At 54.3% G+C, this 18,801-nt stretch carries 14 protein-coding genes, 6 tRNA genes and 1 rRNA gene; 3 read left to right on the top strand and 18 right to left on the bottom strand.

Annotation, left to right across the window (positions count from 1 at the left end; all coding sequences use genetic code 11):
* Positions 1–10: 10 nt before the first annotated feature.
* The 4 genes from K1558_RS19715 to K1558_RS19700 form a co-directional block, all read right to left on the bottom strand.
* On the bottom strand, positions 11–895 hold the full coding sequence (locus K1558_RS19715; RefSeq protein ID WP_238653368.1) for a carbohydrate ABC transporter permease: 885 nt from the start codon (positions 893–895) through the stop codon (positions 11–13).
* A gap of 12 nt (positions 896–907) precedes the next feature.
* Positions 908–1,894 carry an ABC transporter permease gene (locus tag K1558_RS19710; protein ID WP_238653367.1) on the bottom strand — a complete coding sequence of 329 codons (987 nt, stop codon included), beginning with the start codon at positions 1,892–1,894 and terminating at the stop codon, positions 908–910.
* A 227-nt stretch (positions 1,895–2,121) separates the two neighbouring features.
* Positions 2,122–4,440 carry an AraC family transcriptional regulator gene (locus tag K1558_RS19705; RefSeq protein ID WP_238653366.1) on the bottom strand — a complete coding sequence of 773 codons (2,319 nt, stop codon included), beginning with the start codon at positions 4,438–4,440 and terminating at the stop codon, positions 2,122–2,124.
* Positions 4,441–4,497: 57 nt separating this feature from the next.
* A complete protein-coding gene (locus tag K1558_RS19700; protein WP_238653365.1) occupies positions 4,498–5,274 on the bottom strand; it encodes an SGNH/GDSL hydrolase family protein in 777 nt (258 codons plus the stop codon).
* 132 nt (positions 5,275–5,406) lie between these two features.
* Here K1558_RS19700 and K1558_RS19695 point away from each other — a divergent pair, with 132 nt between their 5' ends.
* The gene (locus K1558_RS19695; protein WP_238653364.1) at positions 5,407–6,273 is read left to right on the top strand and encodes a helix-turn-helix domain-containing protein; all 867 of its coding nucleotides are present in this window, start codon (positions 5,407–5,409) and stop codon (positions 6,271–6,273) included.
* 33 nt (positions 6,274–6,306) lie between these two features.
* Here the strand turns inward: K1558_RS19695 and K1558_RS19690 are convergent, their stop codons facing one another.
* Positions 6,307–7,182, bottom strand: coding sequence for an AraC family transcriptional regulator (locus K1558_RS19690; RefSeq protein WP_238653363.1), 876 nt, complete (start codon positions 7,180–7,182; stop codon positions 6,307–6,309).
* Positions 7,183–7,314: 132 nt separating this feature from the next.
* Here K1558_RS19690 and K1558_RS19685 point away from each other — a divergent pair, with 132 nt between their 5' ends.
* A complete protein-coding gene (locus K1558_RS19685; protein WP_238653362.1) occupies positions 7,315–9,300 on the top strand; it encodes an alpha-amylase family protein in 1,986 nt (661 codons plus the stop codon).
* A 266-nt stretch (positions 9,301–9,566) separates the two neighbouring features.
* Here K1558_RS19685 and K1558_RS19680 read toward each other — a convergent pair whose 3' ends face one another.
* From K1558_RS19680 to K1558_RS19655, 6 genes are all read right to left on the bottom strand, one after another.
* Positions 9,567–10,361 (bottom strand): SDR family NAD(P)-dependent oxidoreductase, encoded by a 795-nt coding sequence (locus K1558_RS19680; protein WP_238653361.1) that lies wholly within the window; start codon positions 10,359–10,361, stop codon positions 9,567–9,569.
* Between the two features lie 152 nt (positions 10,362–10,513).
* Positions 10,514–11,524 (bottom strand): AraC family transcriptional regulator, encoded by a 1,011-nt coding sequence (locus K1558_RS19675; protein ID WP_420800452.1) that lies wholly within the window; start codon positions 11,522–11,524, stop codon positions 10,514–10,516.
* Between the two features lie 178 nt (positions 11,525–11,702).
* Positions 11,703–12,140 (bottom strand): L-fucose mutarotase, encoded by a 438-nt coding sequence (gene fucU / locus K1558_RS19670; RefSeq protein WP_238653360.1) that lies wholly within the window; start codon positions 12,138–12,140, stop codon positions 11,703–11,705.
* A gap of 21 nt (positions 12,141–12,161) precedes the next feature.
* Positions 12,162–12,812, bottom strand: coding sequence for a class II aldolase/adducin family protein (locus tag K1558_RS19665; protein WP_238653359.1), 651 nt, complete (start codon positions 12,810–12,812; stop codon positions 12,162–12,164).
* A gap of 25 nt (positions 12,813–12,837) precedes the next feature.
* On the bottom strand, positions 12,838–14,280 hold the full coding sequence (locus K1558_RS19660) for a rhamnulokinase (RefSeq protein ID WP_238653358.1): 1,443 nt from the start codon (positions 14,278–14,280) through the stop codon (positions 12,838–12,840).
* A 28-nt stretch (positions 14,281–14,308) separates the two neighbouring features.
* Positions 14,309–16,075 carry an L-fucose isomerase gene (locus K1558_RS19655; RefSeq protein ID WP_238653357.1) on the bottom strand — a complete coding sequence of 589 codons (1,767 nt, stop codon included), beginning with the start codon at positions 16,073–16,075 and terminating at the stop codon, positions 14,309–14,311.
* 187 nt (positions 16,076–16,262) lie between these two features.
* Here K1558_RS19655 and K1558_RS19650 point away from each other — a divergent pair, with 187 nt between their 5' ends.
* The gene (locus tag K1558_RS19650; RefSeq protein WP_238653356.1) at positions 16,263–17,027 is read left to right on the top strand and encodes a DeoR/GlpR family DNA-binding transcription regulator; all 765 of its coding nucleotides are present in this window, start codon (positions 16,263–16,265) and stop codon (positions 17,025–17,027) included.
* 444 nt (positions 17,028–17,471) lie between these two features.
* Here K1558_RS19650 and K1558_RS19645 read toward each other — a convergent pair.
* The 7 genes from K1558_RS19645 to rrf all read right to left on the bottom strand — a co-directional run bounded on the left by K1558_RS19645 (position 17,472) and on the right by rrf (position 18,648).
* Positions 17,472–17,545, bottom strand: a tRNA-Arg gene (locus K1558_RS19645).
* Between the two features lie 6 nt (positions 17,546–17,551).
* Positions 17,552–17,626, bottom strand: a tRNA-Gly gene (locus K1558_RS19640).
* 54 nt (positions 17,627–17,680) lie between these two features.
* Positions 17,681–17,758, bottom strand: a tRNA-Asp gene (locus K1558_RS19635).
* A gap of 15 nt (positions 17,759–17,773) precedes the next feature.
* Positions 17,774–17,847 (bottom strand) — tRNA-Met (locus tag K1558_RS19630).
* Positions 17,848–17,887: 40 nt separating this feature from the next.
* Positions 17,888–17,963 (bottom strand) — tRNA-Val (locus K1558_RS19625).
* Between the two features lie 89 nt (positions 17,964–18,052).
* Positions 18,053–18,127: transfer RNA gene (locus tag K1558_RS19620), tRNA-Glu, on the bottom strand.
* A gap of 404 nt (positions 18,128–18,531) precedes the next feature.
* Positions 18,532–18,648 (bottom strand): 5S ribosomal RNA (rrf, locus tag K1558_RS19615).
* Positions 18,649–18,801: the final 153 nt, after the last annotated feature.

Raw genomic sequence — 18,801 nt, 5'->3', positions numbered from 1 at the left:
TGATTGTATGTTAACCCTTTAGGGAGCCAACCGTAAGCCCTTTGACGAAAAACCGCTGAAAAAACGGGAAGATCACCAGCATCGGACCGCCCGCCAGCACAGCAATCGCCATCCGTGCCGAACTGTTAGGGAAGCTGGACAAATCGATGCCAAGCTGGCCGGTAAATTCCGCATTCGTGGTGAGAAACTCAATGCTGTTGAGCGTCCGCACGAGCAGCAGCTGCAGCGGCACCTTGTTCGGATCATCGATATAGAGCATCGCGTTGAACCATTCGTTCCAGTATGTGAAGGAGATCAGCAGGCCCAGTGTAGCCAGCGCCGGTGTGGACAACGGGAGGATAATCCGGAAGAAGATGCGGAACTCCCGCGCCCCGTCAATTTTGGCGGATTCAATAATTTCGAGCGGGATCTTCGACATGAACCCCTTCATGACCATGATATTGAACGGTGACAGCAGAATCGGCAGAATGAGCGCCCACAGACTGTCCTTCAGATGCAGGTACTGTGTGATGAGAATGTAGGAGGGAACAAGTCCCCCGCTGAACAGCATCGTAAAAAACACATAAAAGGTGGTCGCGCGGTTATAACGGTAATCCTGCCGGGAAATCACGTACGCGGTCATTGCGGTCAGCAGCAGTCCAACCACCGTACCGGTGATGGTCACCGTGAAGGTCACCCCGTAAGCGCGGAACAGGACATCCGGGGCATCCAGCAGATAGCGGTAGGCATCCAGACTGAACGATTCAGGGATAAATTGGTACCCGTTCGCGGTCAGCGACTTCTCATCCGTCAGCGATACAGCAACGACCAGCAGGAACGGCAGGATGACCACCAGCGACAGCACGATGAACAGCAGGTTAATGAACAATTTGGAGAATTCGAATTTTCGGGCCATTCTGGCACCTCCTTACCATAGAGAGTTATCCGGATCTACCTTGCGCACAATTCCGTTCGCCGTCAGCACCAGCACCAGACCAACCACCGACTGGTAGAAGCCTGTAGCCGCAGACATGCTCACATTGCCGACTTCACGCAGTGCACGGTACACATAAGTATCAATGATATCGGTAGAGCCGTAGAGAAAACCGGAGTTGTTCGGGATAAAATAATGCAGGCCGAAGTCGCCGCGGAACATGTTGCCGATCGAGAGAATCAGCATGATGATAATGATCGGAGCCATGAGCGGAATCGTGATTTTGAAGGCCATCTGCACCTTGGTTGCCCCGTCGATCCGGGCGGCTTCGTAATATTCACTGTTGATTCCGATGATGCCGGCAAAATAAATCAGTGTGTTGAAGCCGACCACCTTCCATAATTGCACCAGAATGAGGATGATTGGCCACGGTCCGGCATTCTGGTACCAGCTCACCGGCTCCAGGCCGAACGATTCCAGCGTGCGGTTGATGAAGCCGTCCGAATGGTTCAGAAACGCGTACGCCACATACCCTACCAGCACCCAGGAGAGAAAATGCGGCAGGAACAGTGCGGTTTGGTAGAACTTGCTCCACTTGGCCTTGATTTCGTTCAGCAGAATCGCCAGCAGCAGAGCCGCCGAGGTGCCTACCAGAATGTAAGCGGTGTTATATAGAACCGTGTTGCGGGTAATCCGCCAGGCCGTGTCGGTGGTGAACAGGTAGCGGAAGTTATCCAGCCCCACCCATTTGCTGCCGAAGATGCCCAGATCATATCGGTAATTTTTGAAGGCGATAATCAGGCCGATCATGGGAATATAGGCAAAAATCAGTTTGTACAATATCCCAGGCAGCGAGAGCAGGAACAGCTCCCGGTTGTTCTTGAAATGATGCAGCTCATTTCTGATCCAGGTCTTTCTGCGTTTGTCCGGCGGCGCACCCGCTTGTGCCCCTTGCCCCGTAAGTGAAGCGTTCTTGATCATAACCAAAGCCCCTTCCTTTCCTTCGTTAACGGCTGCCTGTGTTCAGGCTTTGCATGGCCTTAGAATAGCGCGGAAGCAGGCTGCAGCGGTACTGTACAATCGCAGGATTGCTGTACAACGGGGCTGTATAGTTCCCGGATTTCTGTTTGGCAGGGCAATGCTTCAAAAAAAGCCCGCCAATGAAATACATTCATTAGCGGGCCTGGCACAAGTATGAGGGTTTCGCGTTATTTGCTGCGGTCAATTGCCGATTTGAGCCGGTACTCCTTCGGTGTTGTTCCATAACGTCGTTTGAACAAGCGGTAAAAATAACTCTCATTGCCGAAGCCTACACGTTCCATGATTTCCGTTACCGTCAGATCCTTCTGCTCCAGGTATTCTCTGGCATAGGCCAGGCGTGCCGTATTGATCTGGTCGACTACGGTCACCCCTTCCTGTGCCTTGAACATCTGCCCCAGATAGACGGAGCTCATCTTCAGCATGTCAGCGATCCGCTGCACATTGAGATCGGGATCGGCGTAATGCTTGTCGATGATTTCTTTGACCGTTTCTGCCAGCAGCCGGTTCTTGTCCTCGCGCCCGTTGCGGCGCTGCTCCGCCACCTCGCGCACCACCTCCAGCAGTACGGCCTCAATCTCATCCAGCGTCTCCTTCTCCAGAATCCGCCTGTTGATTGCCTGCAGGTTGACGGACACGGGATTGATATTGTGATTATTCATCTCACCCAGCGTGTTGCTCAGGGTCACCGCCAGATGCAGCACAGCCGAGAACATATTCTCGTAGCTGAAGCCGCCGATCAGTGTCCTCCATCTGGTGATTGCCAGCTCCGTCTCGGCCAGATCCCCGCCCTTCAGCCCTTCCGTCAGCTGCCGTTCCAGCTCCAGCGGAATCTGCAGCATGTCATTCTGTTCGTTCTCCCGGAGCTGCTCCGGCTCAAGCACCGCTCCCTTGCCGAAGATCATCCGGTAATTGGAATGGCGCACGGCCAGATTGTAATGCTGTGTAATGCTGCGGTAGTCCTCAAACACTTCGCTCAGCGTAACCGTGAAGGTAATGTGATAATAAGCAAAAATCGTCTGCTGAAGCTCCCTGAAGCGCTCCTCCAGCTTGGCAAGCGCCTCGGTTCCGGCAGTTCCGCTGCCAACCAGGAAGACCAGATGCCCGCTTTTCATATCCGCAGCTTCGCAGGAGCCTACCGCACGCAGCAGCTCCTGGCCGATGTTGGCGATGGCGAAGTACAGCAGGGCTTCCATCTGCGCGCCCTGTCCTGCGGCAAGCCCCTGCAGATCATCGATCTGCACCAGGGCGAGCCTGAGCGGCGACGGATAAGCGATGTCAATCCCGTACTGCTGCCTGAGCTGCAACAGCGTCTGTTCGTCCACGCTCTGGCTGGCCCCGATCAGGCTCCGCAGCTGGTAGACCTTGGCGATATTCGACTGTGAGGCCCGTTCCTGCTCCAGCCCCTTCAGCTTGCCGATCATCTCCGTTACATTAGCCGCAATCAGTGACAGCTCATCCTTCCCCTGCGGCAGGCTGCGGCCCTCCTGCGGAACCAGCGTCAACAGCTGCCCGACCGGCTTATAGAGCCGCAGCGCGAAAAGTACGGACAGCATAACAGCGAGCACGACTACAGACAGCGTGACCGCCACCTCTGTCCAGCGCATCTGCCGGACACTGCCCAGCACGTCATTGTAATCCTGCATGCTGATAATCTGCCAGTTGTTCAGCGTCTTGCTCAGGTAGGTGACCTTATACTTCCTGTCGCCATGCGTGTAATTAAACGAATCCAGCGCCTGTCCGGAGGCAGCAATCCGCAGCAGCAAATCCGCCCTGATGTTGAGCCCTTCCGGGAGCATTCCGTCGGTAGACATCAGCACTTCACCCTCACTGTCGGTGACAAAGAGTACATCCTTCTCCCGCTCGGCCACCTGGTTAAGCGCTTTCATGTTATCCAGCATCCACCCCGGCTTTACCGTCAGAATCAGCACATTATCATTGATGGAACCAAGGGAGTCGCCGTCATAAATGAAAAAAGCAAATACGTCAATGCTCTCGTTCTTTCCGTCCAGATCCAGAGGAATGAGCTGCAGCCGCGGCACATCCGGCCGGGAGGCCATATAATCCTCCAGGGCACTGTATAGGAGGCTGTTGTTAATGTCATGATTGAGCGATGAGAAGAACCGGTGCTGGGCTCCGTTGTAAAAAATGGCCGCGTGCAGGTACGGGGACGAGGCTACCGTCTGGTTCAGCCGTTCGATCTTCAGAATGCTCTGCCGGTAATCGGCACCTGATTTCAGGGCAATCAGCTCTTCGTCATTGTACAGAGATACGGCCAAATCCTTCACGATGCCGTTCATGTTCTCTATATTGTAGTTGATTTGGGTCAGCAGCTTAACGTCGGCTTCGTTCTGCAGACTGAGCACCTTGCCGCGGGCGCTGGCATTCAGCAGCAGCGAAGCAGCAGCCAGAGTAGCAACAACAAGCATGAAGCTGAGCAGAATCCGCTGCAGATATTTGCGCGAACGGATCGTCTGAAGTATATTCATGGGTTCTCTCTCCCGCTCTTAGGGTGAACTTATCATAATCCCGGGCGATTTTGCTTGTCAATCCGCCTTTGGGCAGGCAGGGTCTCCGGGGTCCTCTGTATCTGCCAGTACATCCGGTCCTGCCTGGAACAGCTCCTGCAGGAGCACCCGTGCCATCGCCCGGTGGCCGGAGGCGTCCGGATGAATGCCGTCTCCATAGCTGTACGAGCTGTCAGCTGACCTTGCTTGCCGGATGTGTCCAAGCAGCGGCGTACGCATGTCAATCACGCCATCCGCAGGACAGCCTCCGGACAGCAGCCAGTCTGCATAGCGCTCCAATACCTTGTCGTAGGCTTCGTAAGGGGCCGAATAGCTGAAATCAGCAGCAGCCTCCGGCTGCAGCGGCCCCTTCATCGATACGGCGTCGAAGGGCGGCGGTGTCAGCAGAATCACTTTGGCCCCGGCTTCAGAGATCCGTATGGAGAGCCGCCGCATTCCGCTCTGATAAGCCGCAAACCGGGCCTCACTAAAGGGATGATAGATGCCGTCATTCATACCGTAGCAGGCGATAACTATATCTGGAGCGGCTTCCGCCAGTTCTGTGGCCAGTCTATCGTGAATACAGGGCCGGGGAAAGGGATGGTCCGCTTCGCTGAGCCCGGAGGCGGTCTCACTGGGAACACCGCGTGCGAGCAGCTTCAGCGGCGCATCCGGGCGGTGCCTGCTCAGCCATTCCTCCGCCAGCCGGATGTACAGGCCGTCAGCCGTAATGCTGTCTCCGAGAAACAGAATGCGGATATCCGCAGAGTGTCTTATTTTCCTGGTCATCATCATATCCGTTAATAATTGCAGCATGCTTCCCCCTCCTGACTATCATGCAGGTTAGCCCGCCCGGCTTAAGCCAGGCAGTGCCTCCGCACTCTAAGGGTAACGCAGCCCGGAGGTGCCCGCCTTGACGATCCCGACCACTTTTAGCATAATATTGCCATGACAACCAAACTATTCGCGCGGGACATCGGGCTGGAGCCCGGATTTACCTTCAGAATCCAGAAATGCCCGCTGACCCATGATTACTATGTCCACCGCCATGACTTCTCGGAGCTGGTCGTTATTCTGTCGGGGAACGCCGTTCATATCATCGAAGGGAGGGAATATCCGGTTTCCGCCGGACAGGTGTTTCTGATTCATCAGGATGTGTCCCACGGATACAAAAATGTGGACGGCATCGAATATGTAAACGTGATGTTCCAGCCCGAGCAGCTGCTGCAGCAGTCTGAGCTTAGGCTGCTGCCCGGCTTTCAGGCCTTGTTTTACATCGAGCCCTTCTACCGGAAGGAGATGTATTTCAAGGGGATGCTCACCTTGGATACCGGCCAGCTCCGGGAGGCTACGCGCCTGCTTGATATCATTCTCGGAGAGCATGACCGGCAGCCTGAGGGATACCGGCTGATGATCCGCACTTATTTTACCGCCCTGGTCGGCCTGCTCTCCCGGTATTATCAGAACAGCAGCGGGCTTGAAGACAACAAGGCGCTGCGGATCGGCGAGACGGTCACCTACATCGAGGAGCATTTCCTGCAGCCGGTCACCCTGCAATCGATGGCGGATATGGCCTATATGTCGACCCGCCAGTTCCTGAGGGTCTTCACCCGCAACTACCAGACTACGCCGATGGATTATGTCATCCGCAAGCGGCTGGATTATTCCTGTACGCTGCTGCGGAGCCCGGACCTCTCCATCTCCCAGGTAGCTCTGGACAGCGGGTTTCACGACCAGAATTATTACTCCCGCCAGTTCCGCAAAGTATTCAACTGCACGCCGAGCAAATACCGCGAGCGGATTCTGCATGATTAAGCTGCGGAAGCCCTGTAACGGCTGGGCAGCTGCCTATTCCCTATGGCGCAGCCGCCTCCGGTACGCTCCCGGGGTCATGCCGAATCTTGCCTTGAACAGACGCGTCATATAATTGGGATCACGGATTCCGGTCCGTTCGGCAATATCAGGAATGCCCAGCACCGTACCGCCCAGCAGCTTCCTGGCTTCCTCCAGACGCAGGTGCAGCACATACTGCAGAGGCGTGGTGCCGATATGCTGCTTCATGCACCTCGTAATATAATCCGCCTGGAAATGCAGCACCTCCTGAAGCTCCGCCAGCTGAAACGGCTCTCTCCAGTGCTCATCAAGATAGGCTGCCGCCGCCCTGGCCAGCCGGACTCCCGGCTCGGGCAGCGCTGTCCTGGCGCATTCCTCCTGCAGCGCGGCCATGAAGGCCGCCAGCTGAACATGAAGCCGGAGTGCATTCCCGGCGTTCAGCCGGCTGTGGATTTCGTTCATTTCATGCAGAATCGGCTCCAGCACCTCCAGATCAACAGAGGCGAATTTCGGCAGGTACAGCCGCTGCTGGGCCGAAGGCTCTTCATCCTCTACCGTCCCTCTGGACAGCAGCGAAGACCAGGGAATGTCCTCCTGCCGGATATACGCCGGCTTGCCTTCATGAATGAAATGCACCCAATAAATCTCCGTATCCTCCTCACAGCTGCGGTACCCCTCATGCGGCAGTCCCGCTTCCAGCACCAGCATCTTTCCCGGACCGATAGCATACTCCCTGTCTTGTTCGGCCATATAGAGCGTTCCCCGCTTCACGACCAGCAGATCGTATACACCAAATGTACGGGCGAAATGCCGGTCTCCCGGAGACCAGACGGCAAAGCCCGCAGTGACGAACTGCGGCAGCGGCGGGATGGTGAATTCCAGACACAGCATTTCATCCCCTCCCTGTTCAAGTCGGTTTTGTGCTATTTCAAGTCTATATTATCACTGGCCCGCCCGGCTGGAAAGGGTTACATTGTCAAGGAATAAGCTTTTTATTCTACGACATAAGGGGCTGTATAATCCATGCGTTTTCGTCAGGTTCATCTCGACTTTCATACTTCTGAGGCCATTCCCGGCATAGGTACAGAATTCTCCAAATCCCAGTTTCAGTCCATGCTGCGCACCGGTCATGTAGATTCAATCACCGTGTTCTCCAAATGCCATCATGGCTGGGCTTATCATCCCGGTGAAGCCAACGAGATCCATCCGCAGCTTTCCTTCGACCTGCTGGAGGCCATGATTGAAGCTGCCCATGAGATCGGTATCAAGACACCGGTATATCTGTCTGCCGGCCTGGATGAGAAGCTAGCCCGCCGCCATCCCGAGTGGCTGATCCGGGATGCGGAGGACCGCACCCGCTGGGTGAAGGATTTCATGACCCCGGGTTACCATGAGTTCTGCATGGGCACGCCCTATCTGGATATTCTCCTGGCGCAAATTCACGAAGTGGTCTCCCGGTATGATGCGGACGGCATCTTCCTCGATATCGTCGGTGTGCGGAAATGCCGCTGCCAGTACTGTGTGGCCAAGCTGCGGGCAGCCGGCCAGGACCCGCGTGATGAAGCCGCCGTCATCAGCCTGGGGGAAGAGACTTATCTGAACTATGCGCGCCGCGTCAGGGAAACAATAGACAGCGTAAAGCCCGGCCTTCCGGTCTATCACAATAACGGCCATCAGCAGCGGGGGCGGCGGGATCTGGTGCTGGTGAACACCCATCTTGAGCTGGAATCGCTGCCGACCGGCGGCTGGGGCTACGATCACTTTCCGTTGTCTGCCCGGTATGCCCAGACGCTGGGTGTGGACTTTCTCGGCATGACCGGCAAATTCCATACCTCCTGGGGTGAATTCGGCGGCTACAAGCACCCGAATGCGCTGCGCTATGAAGCTGCCCTCAGCCTGGCCCACGGGGCCAAATGCTCAATCGGCGACCAGCTTCATCCTTCCGGCCTGATGGATGAAGCAACCTATGCGCTGATCGGCGCTGCCTATTCCGAGGTGGAGGTGAAGGAGCCGTGGTGTGATGGCGTGCAGTCTGTAGCGGATATTGCCGTCCTGTCATTGGAGGCGGCGCGGGAGGCGTGCCCCGGCGGCCAATCGCTGAAGGGAGAGCGCAATCTGGCCGACCCCGGTGCCGTACGTATCCTGACAGAAGGACACTACCTGTACGATATGGTTGATACCATGACCGATTTCAACGCGTACAAGGTGCTTATTCTGCCCGATGAGGTTCCGGTATGGCCGGCGCTGGCTGAGGCTATTACCGCCTTTACGGCAGGAGGCGGGAAGGTCCTGGCTACAGGACGTTCGGGCCTTACGCCGGCAGGAGACGCCTTTGCCCTGAATCTCGGCCTCCGCTGGCAGGGAGCGAATCCGTATAAGCCGGCTTATTTCCTTCCGCAGTTCACACCCGGCGCTCTGCTGCCCGCTTCCTTTGTGATGTACGGCGAGGGCCAGCTGGTGGAACTGGACGGCGGACAGTCCCTCGGCCGCCTGGAGAACCCGTATTTCAACCGTGATGTCTTCACATTCTGTTCGCATCAGCACACGCCGGGAACCAGGGAGGACAATGGCCCGGGTATGACCCTGAGCGAGAACGGGATCTATATTGCCTGGAATGTGTTCAGTGAGTATGCGGACGGCGGCCATCTCATCCTGAAGGAGATGGTACTCCATGCGTTGTCCCGGCTGCTGCCGCAGCCTGTATTGCGTACCAATCTGCCGGCGCGGGGAATCACAACTCTGCAATACCAGCAGGAAGAGCGGCGTTATGTGAACCATCTGCTCTATGCCACCCCCGCGCTGAAGGGCCGCATAGAAGTCATCGAGGACATCGTGCCGCTGCATGACATCTCCGTCAGCCTGCGGCTGCCCTCCGATGGAGCCATCCGGCGGGTCTATCTCGCTCCGGCTATGACGGAGCTGCCCTTTACGGCGGGAGCGGAGGGCGAGGTTACTTACACTGTACCTTATCTGGAGAACCACCAGATGGCGGTGATCGAGCTGGTGTAACAAAGCAGCCGCCCCGGAGTGTTTACTAGTCCGGGGCGGCTCTTTATGTAATAAGGCAATCTGTTGTACTTTGTACAGCAGATCTCTAAAACTTCGGCTAATATAATCGATCTGTTGTACTTTGTACAACAGAATTTTAAGAATTCGCTAATTTAGGCCGAATAATCATAATTCTAATGTACTAAATACATTAGAAAGCTATTAGGCGCCCGTTATTAATCAATCTGTTGCACGAAGTGCAATCACCCGCCTAACCGACAGCCAGATCAATACATCGTCGGCACCATTCCCCCGTCCATGCGGATAGGAGAGCCTCTGAAGGCTGAGGCATACGGGCTGCAGATAAATGCCGCCAGCCGGCCGATTTCGGCCGGTCTGATAAACCGCTGGAGCTCGGACCTAGGCAGATTCGCAGCCATAAATTTCAGTTCCTTTTCGGCAAATGTCAGATGATCTGCGGCGTAGATTCCCTCGATGATCTGCTGCACGTTTTCAGACAAAGTCGGCCCCGGCATGATTGTATTGACGGTTACTTCAGTCCCTGCGGTTAAGCCCGACAGACTTCTCGAAAGGGAGAGCAGCGCCGACTTGGTTACCGCATACTGCGGCATTTGACCGGAAGGCATGACCGCCTCCTCACTGGCAATAAAAACAATCCGGCCATCGTTATTTTCCAGCATTTTGGGCAGATAGAATCTGCATAATCCGTTGGCGGCCAGCACATTGGTGCGGAAGTACCTCTCCCAGATGTCATCGCTTGCGTCCTCATAGCTCATAATTTCATAGATCCCCATGTTATTAATCAGAATATCCACCACAGGATATTGCCCGAATAAGGCCTCTCTCTGCTTCACATCCGTTAGATCGGCAGCGGCATTCTGCAGGAATACAGCGGGGAACTGGCTGCGGATTTCCTTAACAGTCTGCTCCACCTCTTCATGATCTCTTCCGTTAATCAGTACATTCACGCCTTCTTTGGCCAGCTCGGCCGCAATAGCCTTGCCTATCCCTTTGGTTGAGCCTGTCACCAGCGCGGTTTTGCCCTGCAATCCCATATCCATTATGCATGTCTCCTATTGATGTATTATAGAACCACAAGAGTGTGCTTGCGTTCCTGCTGGAACTATAATACCTCTCCAGGTCTCCCGGGTAACTAGCTTACCGTGCCAATCTTCTTGCAGAACACGCCACATTATAGGGATTCATTCGTCGTCTAAAAGCCTGCGTGCTCCGCACGCCAATGTGCAGGCGTATCCCCCTCCCAGCTCCGGAAGGCCCGGTAGAATGAATTCTGATCCTCATATCCGACCAGGCAAGCCACTTCGTGAATGTCCAGCAGAGGGTCAGCCAGATAAGCCTTTGCCTGCTCATGCCTGGCCTGGGCCAGCAGCTGTTTGAAGCTTGTACCCTCATCCGTCAGCCGCCGCTGCAACGTCCGCTCACTCAGTTTCAGCTCTCTGGCTACAGTCTGAATATCATAACGCCCGCCCATCAGGCTTTGTTTAATGATCCATTTCACGGTCCCGGTAAAAGAGCGGCGGCCAGCCTGTTCATCAAGTGTCCGCTCTAACACAGGGGTCAACAATTCCAGCAGCTCTGCGTTATACGTTACAAAAGGCAGATCCAGGTCTCTGCGCCGCAGAATGAGCCTGTTCTTCGCAGCACCGGTCCGGACCGGGCAGCCGAAATACCGCTCCAGCGCCTCCTCATCCCCCATTGGCTGTGTAAACTCCGCTCCTAATGCAGTCAAAGTCTGGCCCGTCCCTCTCCGCCCCAGCTCCAGCAGATAGGCCAGTGTAATGCCGGTAAGTACAGCAGGACCCGGCTCCTCCGTCTCCTGCCACTGCAGCTCGATAGTGCATTCTTCCCCTTTTTCCGTAATAAGCAATCTCTCAGGGGGACACATTTGTTTGTATCTGGCCATCCGGTTAAGGGCATCACGGTAATCGCGGGCATGGTAAGTGGCCAGGGCATCCGGCGGATACTGTGACGTTTCAAAGGCGGTCACAAGCCCAATGATTCCACGGGCAATATCCCCTATGAGATCCGAGTAGGCCTGCCAAAGTGCGAAGTATTCTGCAGCGCTAACTTTTACCTGTGTAATTATGGTCAGCGGCAGACCGGCCTGCCGGGCGACATCCTGAGGGGCTATGCCCAATTGCTCTAATCCCGTCCAGAATCCGGCGGGGAACTTGATCGGTTTCATAGACTGTTGTTGGTTCATCGCTAGATCTCCTTTACGGCTGTGCCTACTTCTCTGCAACAAGCATACTCTTCAGCCTGTTCATAAGTCCAGAGATGATCATCCGCACAAAAAAAGGAGGCCAGCATCTCTGCTGCAGCCTCTCCTTGTCAACGCTATCCACACCCGGTTCCCCTAACCGTACCCGCCCGCCAATCCTTCAGCGGTCTCCCGGTTTGACGACACCCTTCTTGATGATCACATTGCCGTACAGAGCTTCTTCCCCGGTAACGACAATGGCATAACTCTCCCTGGAACGGTTATAAAAAGCAAAGCGCTCCTCCAATTGAACCGCAGCCTTCCCGTCATGCTTCGCCAGAATAGCCTCATACGTTGACCAGATCTCCGGCACTGTAGGATCGCCATCCACTACCGCCATGAATGCCGCCTGATGGGGTGCATAATGATCGAGCGGGAACAGCTCCAGAATCGCGTCAAGCAGCGCAGGAATGCCTACTCCATCGTACCGGATCACTCTTGTATGCAGGGCATGACCTGGGAAATTGCCATCCGCCAGCACCAGCTCATCCCCGTGGCCCATCTCCATCAGTACGCAGACCAGCTCGGGCGACAGCAGCTTAGGTATCTTCTTCAGCATGTTATTCCTCCCGGCGCAGGACTACATTCCATAGAACGATCTCAGCGCAACAAGCTCATCAATCCGGTTCTGGGGCAGCTCCCGCTCGCCGTTAATCATCCGGGTAATAAAAGTCAGCTTCGCCGTATACTCCAGCCGTTCCATGTTCATATAGGCGCTCATGACATCCTTGCCCCAGGTCAGCGCACCGTGGCTTTCCAGCAGGACGGCTGTTTTTTTGCCCAGAAAAGGAATCAGCGAATCGGGAACCTCTTCTGTAGATGGTGTGCCGTACGCGGCGAGCGGAATATCTCCCATGGCGATGACCGATTCGGGCATCATCATTTTGTCCAGCGGCTCACCCTTGATGGCAAAAGCGGTCGCATACGGCGGATGAGCATGCACTACACCGTTCATTTCCGGCAGCTCATTATAAATTCTAAGGTGCATCTTAACTTCGGTCGAAGGCCGGTACCCTTCGGCAGCTTCAATGATTTCGCCTTGCAGGTTCACTCTTACGAGCATATGCGGCTTCAGATACCCTTTGCTGACTCCAGTCGGTGAGGCCAGAATTTCTGTCTCCGACAGCCGTGCCGAGATATTACCGTCATTAGCGGCAATGAAGTCCTTGTTAAACAGATTCCGGCCGATGTCGCAGATCTGCTCACGCAGCTCCTGTTCATAGTTATTCATGGAAATCTCCTATCCTAAATATATTTTATGAGCCTGGATAATGACGGGTAAAAGCATAAGAACGCGCAACAAGCTCTCTGATCCCCGAAGCCTCTACTTCACCCAATGCCGCCAATTGGACAGCAATATTGCCGATGGCACTGGCCTCTACAGGCCCTGCGGCAACCTCCTTGCCTGAGGCATCTGCTGTAAGCTGGCACAGAAGCTCATTCTGAATGCCTCCGCCAACCATATGAACCGTGCGGATGGTTCTTCCGGTCAGCTGCTCCAGCTCTCTGATCGTCTTGGCGTAAGAGGCGGCCAGGCTGCTGAGGATGGTCAGAATCAACTCTGCCTTGCTCTGCGGCGCCGGTTGCCCGGTGCGGCCACAATACACTGCGATACATCCCGGCATGTCACCGGGTGTACTGAACAACTCATCGTTCGGATCAATCGTTGGTGCTGTATACCCGGTCCTCATGATACTCCGGGCAAGCTCCACCGCCTCCTGATGGGAGACCGGCTCTCCTGCTTCCGCCCAGCCCCTTTGACTTTCCTGTAGAAGCCACAGCCCGGTGATATTCTTCAGTACACGGTTAGTGCCGCCGAAGCAGGCTTCATTGGTGAATCCGAACTCACGGGCCTGATCCGTTATTACCGGCCGTTCACTTTCCATCCCGACCAGCGACCACGTTCCGCAGCTGATAAAAGCGGCATCCTGCCCCTGCCCGGATAGATAGGGAATGGAAGCAACCGCTGAAGCTGTATCATGCGAAGCTCCTGCAATGACCTTAAGCGGGCCGGTACCCAGCTCCTCTTGCAGAGCAGGCAGCAGTGTACCCGCCACAGTTCCTGCCGGGACAAGCTGCGGAATCAGTTCAGCCGGAAGGTCCAGCCGGTTCAGCACCTCCACCGAAGGCTGTGCCGAATCCTCGGTGAGCAGACCGCCTGTACTCCAGATCGTCTGCTCTGCCGCCGCCGCCCCGGAGAACAGATAGTGGAACAGGTCAGGCATCATCAGCATTTTGTCCGCCGTCTCCCTGATCCATGGACTGGCCTGAAGATCGGCATACAGCTGGTACACCGTATTAATCCTGGCCGGTTGATTGCCGGTAAGCCGAAACTGCTCTTCCTTGGGAAGCAGCGCTTCCAGGGCTGCTTCCCTGGCCTCCGTTCTCTGGTCCCGGTAATGATGCGGTGAATACAGCAGCTGGCCGCCACGGTCAATGAACCCGTAATCCACGCCCCAGGTATCCACGCTAAGTGACACAATAGAGCCGTGCCTCTTAACCGCTTTGCGTATCCCCTGCTTCATTTCATGAAACAGCCGCAGCACATCCCAATACAAATGTCCCTGCAGCTGTACCGGCTGGTTCGGGAAGCGGTGAATTTCCTCCACTGCGATGCGCTCACCGTCGTAGCTGCCCAGCATCACTCTGCCGGAGCTGGCTCCCAGATCCATCGCCAATAGCTTTATGACTCTCCCCATAGATTGTCGCACCTGCTAACTTTGAGTTTTAATAGAGCGGCCCGAAGTTCTGGCAGGCTCTATAGTCCGCACTCTCCAGATCAGCTGTGCCGAATAACGACCACACCCGCGGTCTGAAAATACGTGCTTCCTCCACATTATGCATACTGACCGGAATCCGCAGAATCGAGGCCAGTGTAATCAGATCGGCACCAATATGCCCGTAGCTGATGGCCCCGTGGTTGGCTCCCCAGTTATTCATGACATCATATACACTTTGGAAAGATCCCTCATTCGTCAGCTTGGGCGCAAACCAGGTGGTTGGCCAGGTCGGATCGGTCCGCTCATCCAGCGTCTTGTGCACAGCTTCAGGCAGGTCTACCGTAAATCCTTCCACCAGCTGCAGCACCGGGCCAAGTCCCTTTACCAGATTAAGCCGGGCCATCGTTACCGGCATTCCGCCTTTGGTTAAGTAATCAGTCGAGAAGCCGCCCCCGCGGAAATATTCCTGTGAAGCAGGGCGGAACTGTGTTTGCGCCACACACTCCTTGGCCTCCTCGTCCGTAATCTCCCAGAACGGCTTGATCGCCGGCTTACCGTCAATTTGCTGCTCCCCTGTGCCGTCCAGCGCCGCAGAGCCTGAGTTAATCAGATGCAGCAGCCCGTTCGCTGCTTGCCCTTCCAGCTTATAGCCGGTTACACGCTCCACCGCAGCAGGGCTCCAGTACGTCCGTACATCCGCGAAGATCTGCGCTGTATTCGTAAGCAGGTAATTGAACAGCATCGTGACTCCGTTCAGGCTGTCATTTTCCGTTGCTACGATATACGGGGCGCGTCTTCCGTTCCAATCGAAGGATGAGTTGAGAATGGTCTCCATGAAATCCCCGTTCGGAAAATGATCCGTCCACTGCCGCTGGCCCTGGAAGCCGCCGACAAGCGCATTGTGCCCGTTCGCTTCCTCCTCGAAGCCCAGCTCCGCCAGCTTCGGATTGCCAACCATGAGATCGCGCGCAATGAGCGTCATTTTGACACAAGTCTCCCATTGCTGTTCCTTCTCGGTGTCGCTGATCTGCAGATGCTGCGGGTTATTATCTGCTCCGATTCTGCAATTCTCCTTCACCCAGGAGAGCGCTTTCGCAAATTCCTCTTGATCATAGATTTCTTCCTCGAACCGGCGCACGTACTCAGACATATCAATATACTCATTGCGCATGCCAAGATAATCCTGGAAGAACTGTTCGTTCACAATTGAGCCGGCAATCCCCATCGAGACAGAGCCCATCGACAGATAAGATTTGCCTTTCATCAGAGCCACCGCCATCGCAGACTTTGCAAACTGCAGCAGCTTGGACTGCACATCCGCCGGAATCTCTTCACTGCCTGAATCCTGAACATCTTCTCCGTAAATTCCGAAGGCCGGAATGCCCTTTTGCGCGTAAGCAGACAAAACTGCTGCCAGATATACCGCACCCGGACGCTCCGTCCCGTTGAAGCCCCACACCGCATGAGGAATCGTGGCATCCATATCCATCGTCTCAGAACCGTAACACCAGCACGGAGTCACCGTAATCGATACACCCACATTTTCGCCTTTGAACTTTTGCGCGGCGGCTGCCGCTTCCTTGACACCACCGATTGTAGAATCAGCGATGATACACTGTACCGGAGAACCATCCGGATAACAAAGCTTTTCTTCGAGAAATTGAGCTACACGCTGCGCCATCCCCATCGTCTGGGCTTCCAGTGATTCGCGGACACCGCGTCTTCTTCCATCAATGGTGGGACGGATGCCAATCTTCGGATAATTTGCTGCCACTGCTGTTCCTCCTCAAAATATAATCATGCAAAAGTGCCGAATAAGCTTAATTCATGTTAATAATAGATTTGATATTGTCTAAAGTCAACAACATTCCACATAAAATAATATGTTTTTGTGGATTAATGTGATATTATCAAGAGGAGATGTGGGATTAACGTGATAAATAAGGATAGGGGATTAAGTCATGAAGGCATTCGAACGGCGGGATCTGATTATTAATGAGCTCTACAGGCATAAAAAAGTACATGTGGCCGATCTGGCGCAGAAGTTCCAGGTATCGGAGGAGACCATCCGGCGGGATCTGGATAAGCTTGATAAAGAGGGGCTGGCCAAAAAAAACTACGGCGGTGCCATACTCAATGCGCACACCAATGAAGACCCCTCGTATGTGGTCAGACACCAGGTCAACCTGGAGGCCAAAGGCGTGATCGCCGGCAATGTGCTGGAACTGATGAATGACGGGGACAGCCTGATGACGGATACGAGTACAACGGCTTTTGAGGCATTGCGCCGAATTACAGAGTCCAAGCACAATCTGACGATTATCACCAACTCCCTGGCCGTACTCTCCGAATTCCAGCATTCCGGCCATAAGCTGATTTCCACCGGCGGCACACTGGGGCCTGAGACCAGCTCCTTCGTGGGCCCTACGGCTTCTCAGACGATTCAGAAGTATAATGTGGATGTGGCTCTGTTCAGCTGTAAAGGCATTTCCATGACCGGAGGACTCAGTGATTCCAATGAGGAGGAGAGCGAGCTTAAGATCCTGATGCAGAAACAGGCCAGCAAAGTGGTCCTGCTCGTCGACTCCTCCAAATTTGACCGTATCGCCTTCATCAAGCTGTTCAGCTTTGATAAGGTCGATTACATTGTGACCGACCGCAAGCCTTCGGAGGAATGGATGGAGTTTCTGAATCACTATCAGGTATCGGTGTTGTATGGTGCATAGTGGCTGATGAAGAGTAACATCACCCCTTTGAATGAAGGGGACTGGTGCTCATCGCGTTCTGTTCGCTTGCATGAAGCCACGTGACGCATCCAGTCCCAATGTAGTCGGTTTTTCGATTACATTCGGTCCACGTGTCGCACCCCGATCCCATTGTAGTCGGTTTTTCGATTACATTTGCTCCACGTGGCGCACCCTGATCCCATTGTAGTCGATTTTTCGATTACATTTGCTCCATGTGACGCATCCTGTCCCAATGTAGTCGGTTTTTCGATTACATTCGGTCCACGTGTCGCACCCCGATCCCATTGTAGTCGGTTTTTCGATTACATTTGCTCCACGTGACGCATCCAGTCCCAATGTAGTCGGTTTTTCGATCAGATTTCCTATGCAACAAAAAACAGACTTGAAATTACTCTAAGAGTAACTTCAAGTCTGTTTAATTAGCGCGCCCTAAGAGATTCGAACTCCTGACCTTTTGATTCGTAGTCAAACGCTCTATCCAGCTGAGCTAAGGGCGCAAATTATGGAGCGGACGACGGGAATCGAACCCGCGACCCTCGCCTTGGCAAGGCGATGCTCTACCGCTGAGCCACGTCCGCATACGGTATGTAATACAACTTATTTGGGATTCTCATCCCCGAAGCAACTAAGAATGGCGGAACCGACGGGATTCGAACCCGCGATCTCCTGCGTGACAGGCAGGCATGTTAGGCCAACTACACCACGGTTCCAAAGTAAAAGGTTAATTGCGGGGGCAGGATTTGAACCTGCGGCCTTCGGGTTATGAGCCCGACGAGCTACCGGGCTGCTCCACCCCGCGTCAGTAATAAATATTCTCTTATTGCCTTGCAAAGTCTGCATGGTGGAGGCTGAGGGGTTCGAACCCCCGACCCTCTGCTTGTAAGGCAGATGCTCTCCCAGCTGAGCTAAGCCTCCATGGAAGAAGCAACTTAATGATCATAACACATATCGATGAAATACACAACTATAATTCCAACGAACCCTGGGAGTTCTCATCCCATAAATGGTGACCCGTATGGGATTCGAACCCATGTTACCTCCGTGAAAGGGAGGTGTCTTAACCCCTTGACCAACGGGCCATATAAACAATTAATCTCGCGACAACAAAATATATTATATCAAATATATGAGGACATTACAAGAGAAACCTCAATAATTATTACAACCTTACTTCATAGCAGTTGGAATAACGTATCTTATTTTGCGTGTTTTGGAGGGAACGGCTGAAATAATTGGAAAAACTGCATCTACTCCCGCGCTATATCACTACTTTGGCTGAAATCGAAAGAATTAGGTGCTGTTTTTCCAACTACTGTCCCAACATCAGCGGGTTCCTCACCAGCAAGTGGCGAAAATCCAACTATTTCCGTCGAACCTGCCCCCCTGCTTATTTGGCCCGCCGCCCGCCATCCCCCAGCACACGATCCGTATTGCCCATTCATGCAAAAAGACCACTGTCGAGTGATCAACAGTGGTCTCATGTGCTTGGCGGCGTCCTACTCTCCCAGGACCCTTCGGTCCAAGTACCATCGGCGCTGGAGGGCTTAACGGTCGTGTTCGGGATGGGTACGCGTGGAACCCCTCCGCTATCGCCACCAAACATGCGTCTGTGAAACAGACGCTGCCGCTAGAAATTCGGTTCATCACGACTGTGTGAATGAATTTCGTTGCGTACAGGCTCAATCGCCTGAAAACTGAATCCGAAACGAATCTGCGAATTAGATGTTGGATAAGCCCTCGACCGATTAGTATT

Source organism: Paenibacillus piscarius (assembly GCF_022234545.1).
Lineage (GTDB): Bacteria > Bacillota > Bacilli > Paenibacillales > Paenibacillaceae > Paenibacillus_AQ > Paenibacillus_AQ piscarius.
The sequence above is the reverse complement of the archived record's forward strand: the minus strand, read 5'-3'. Positions and strand labels throughout refer to the sequence as shown.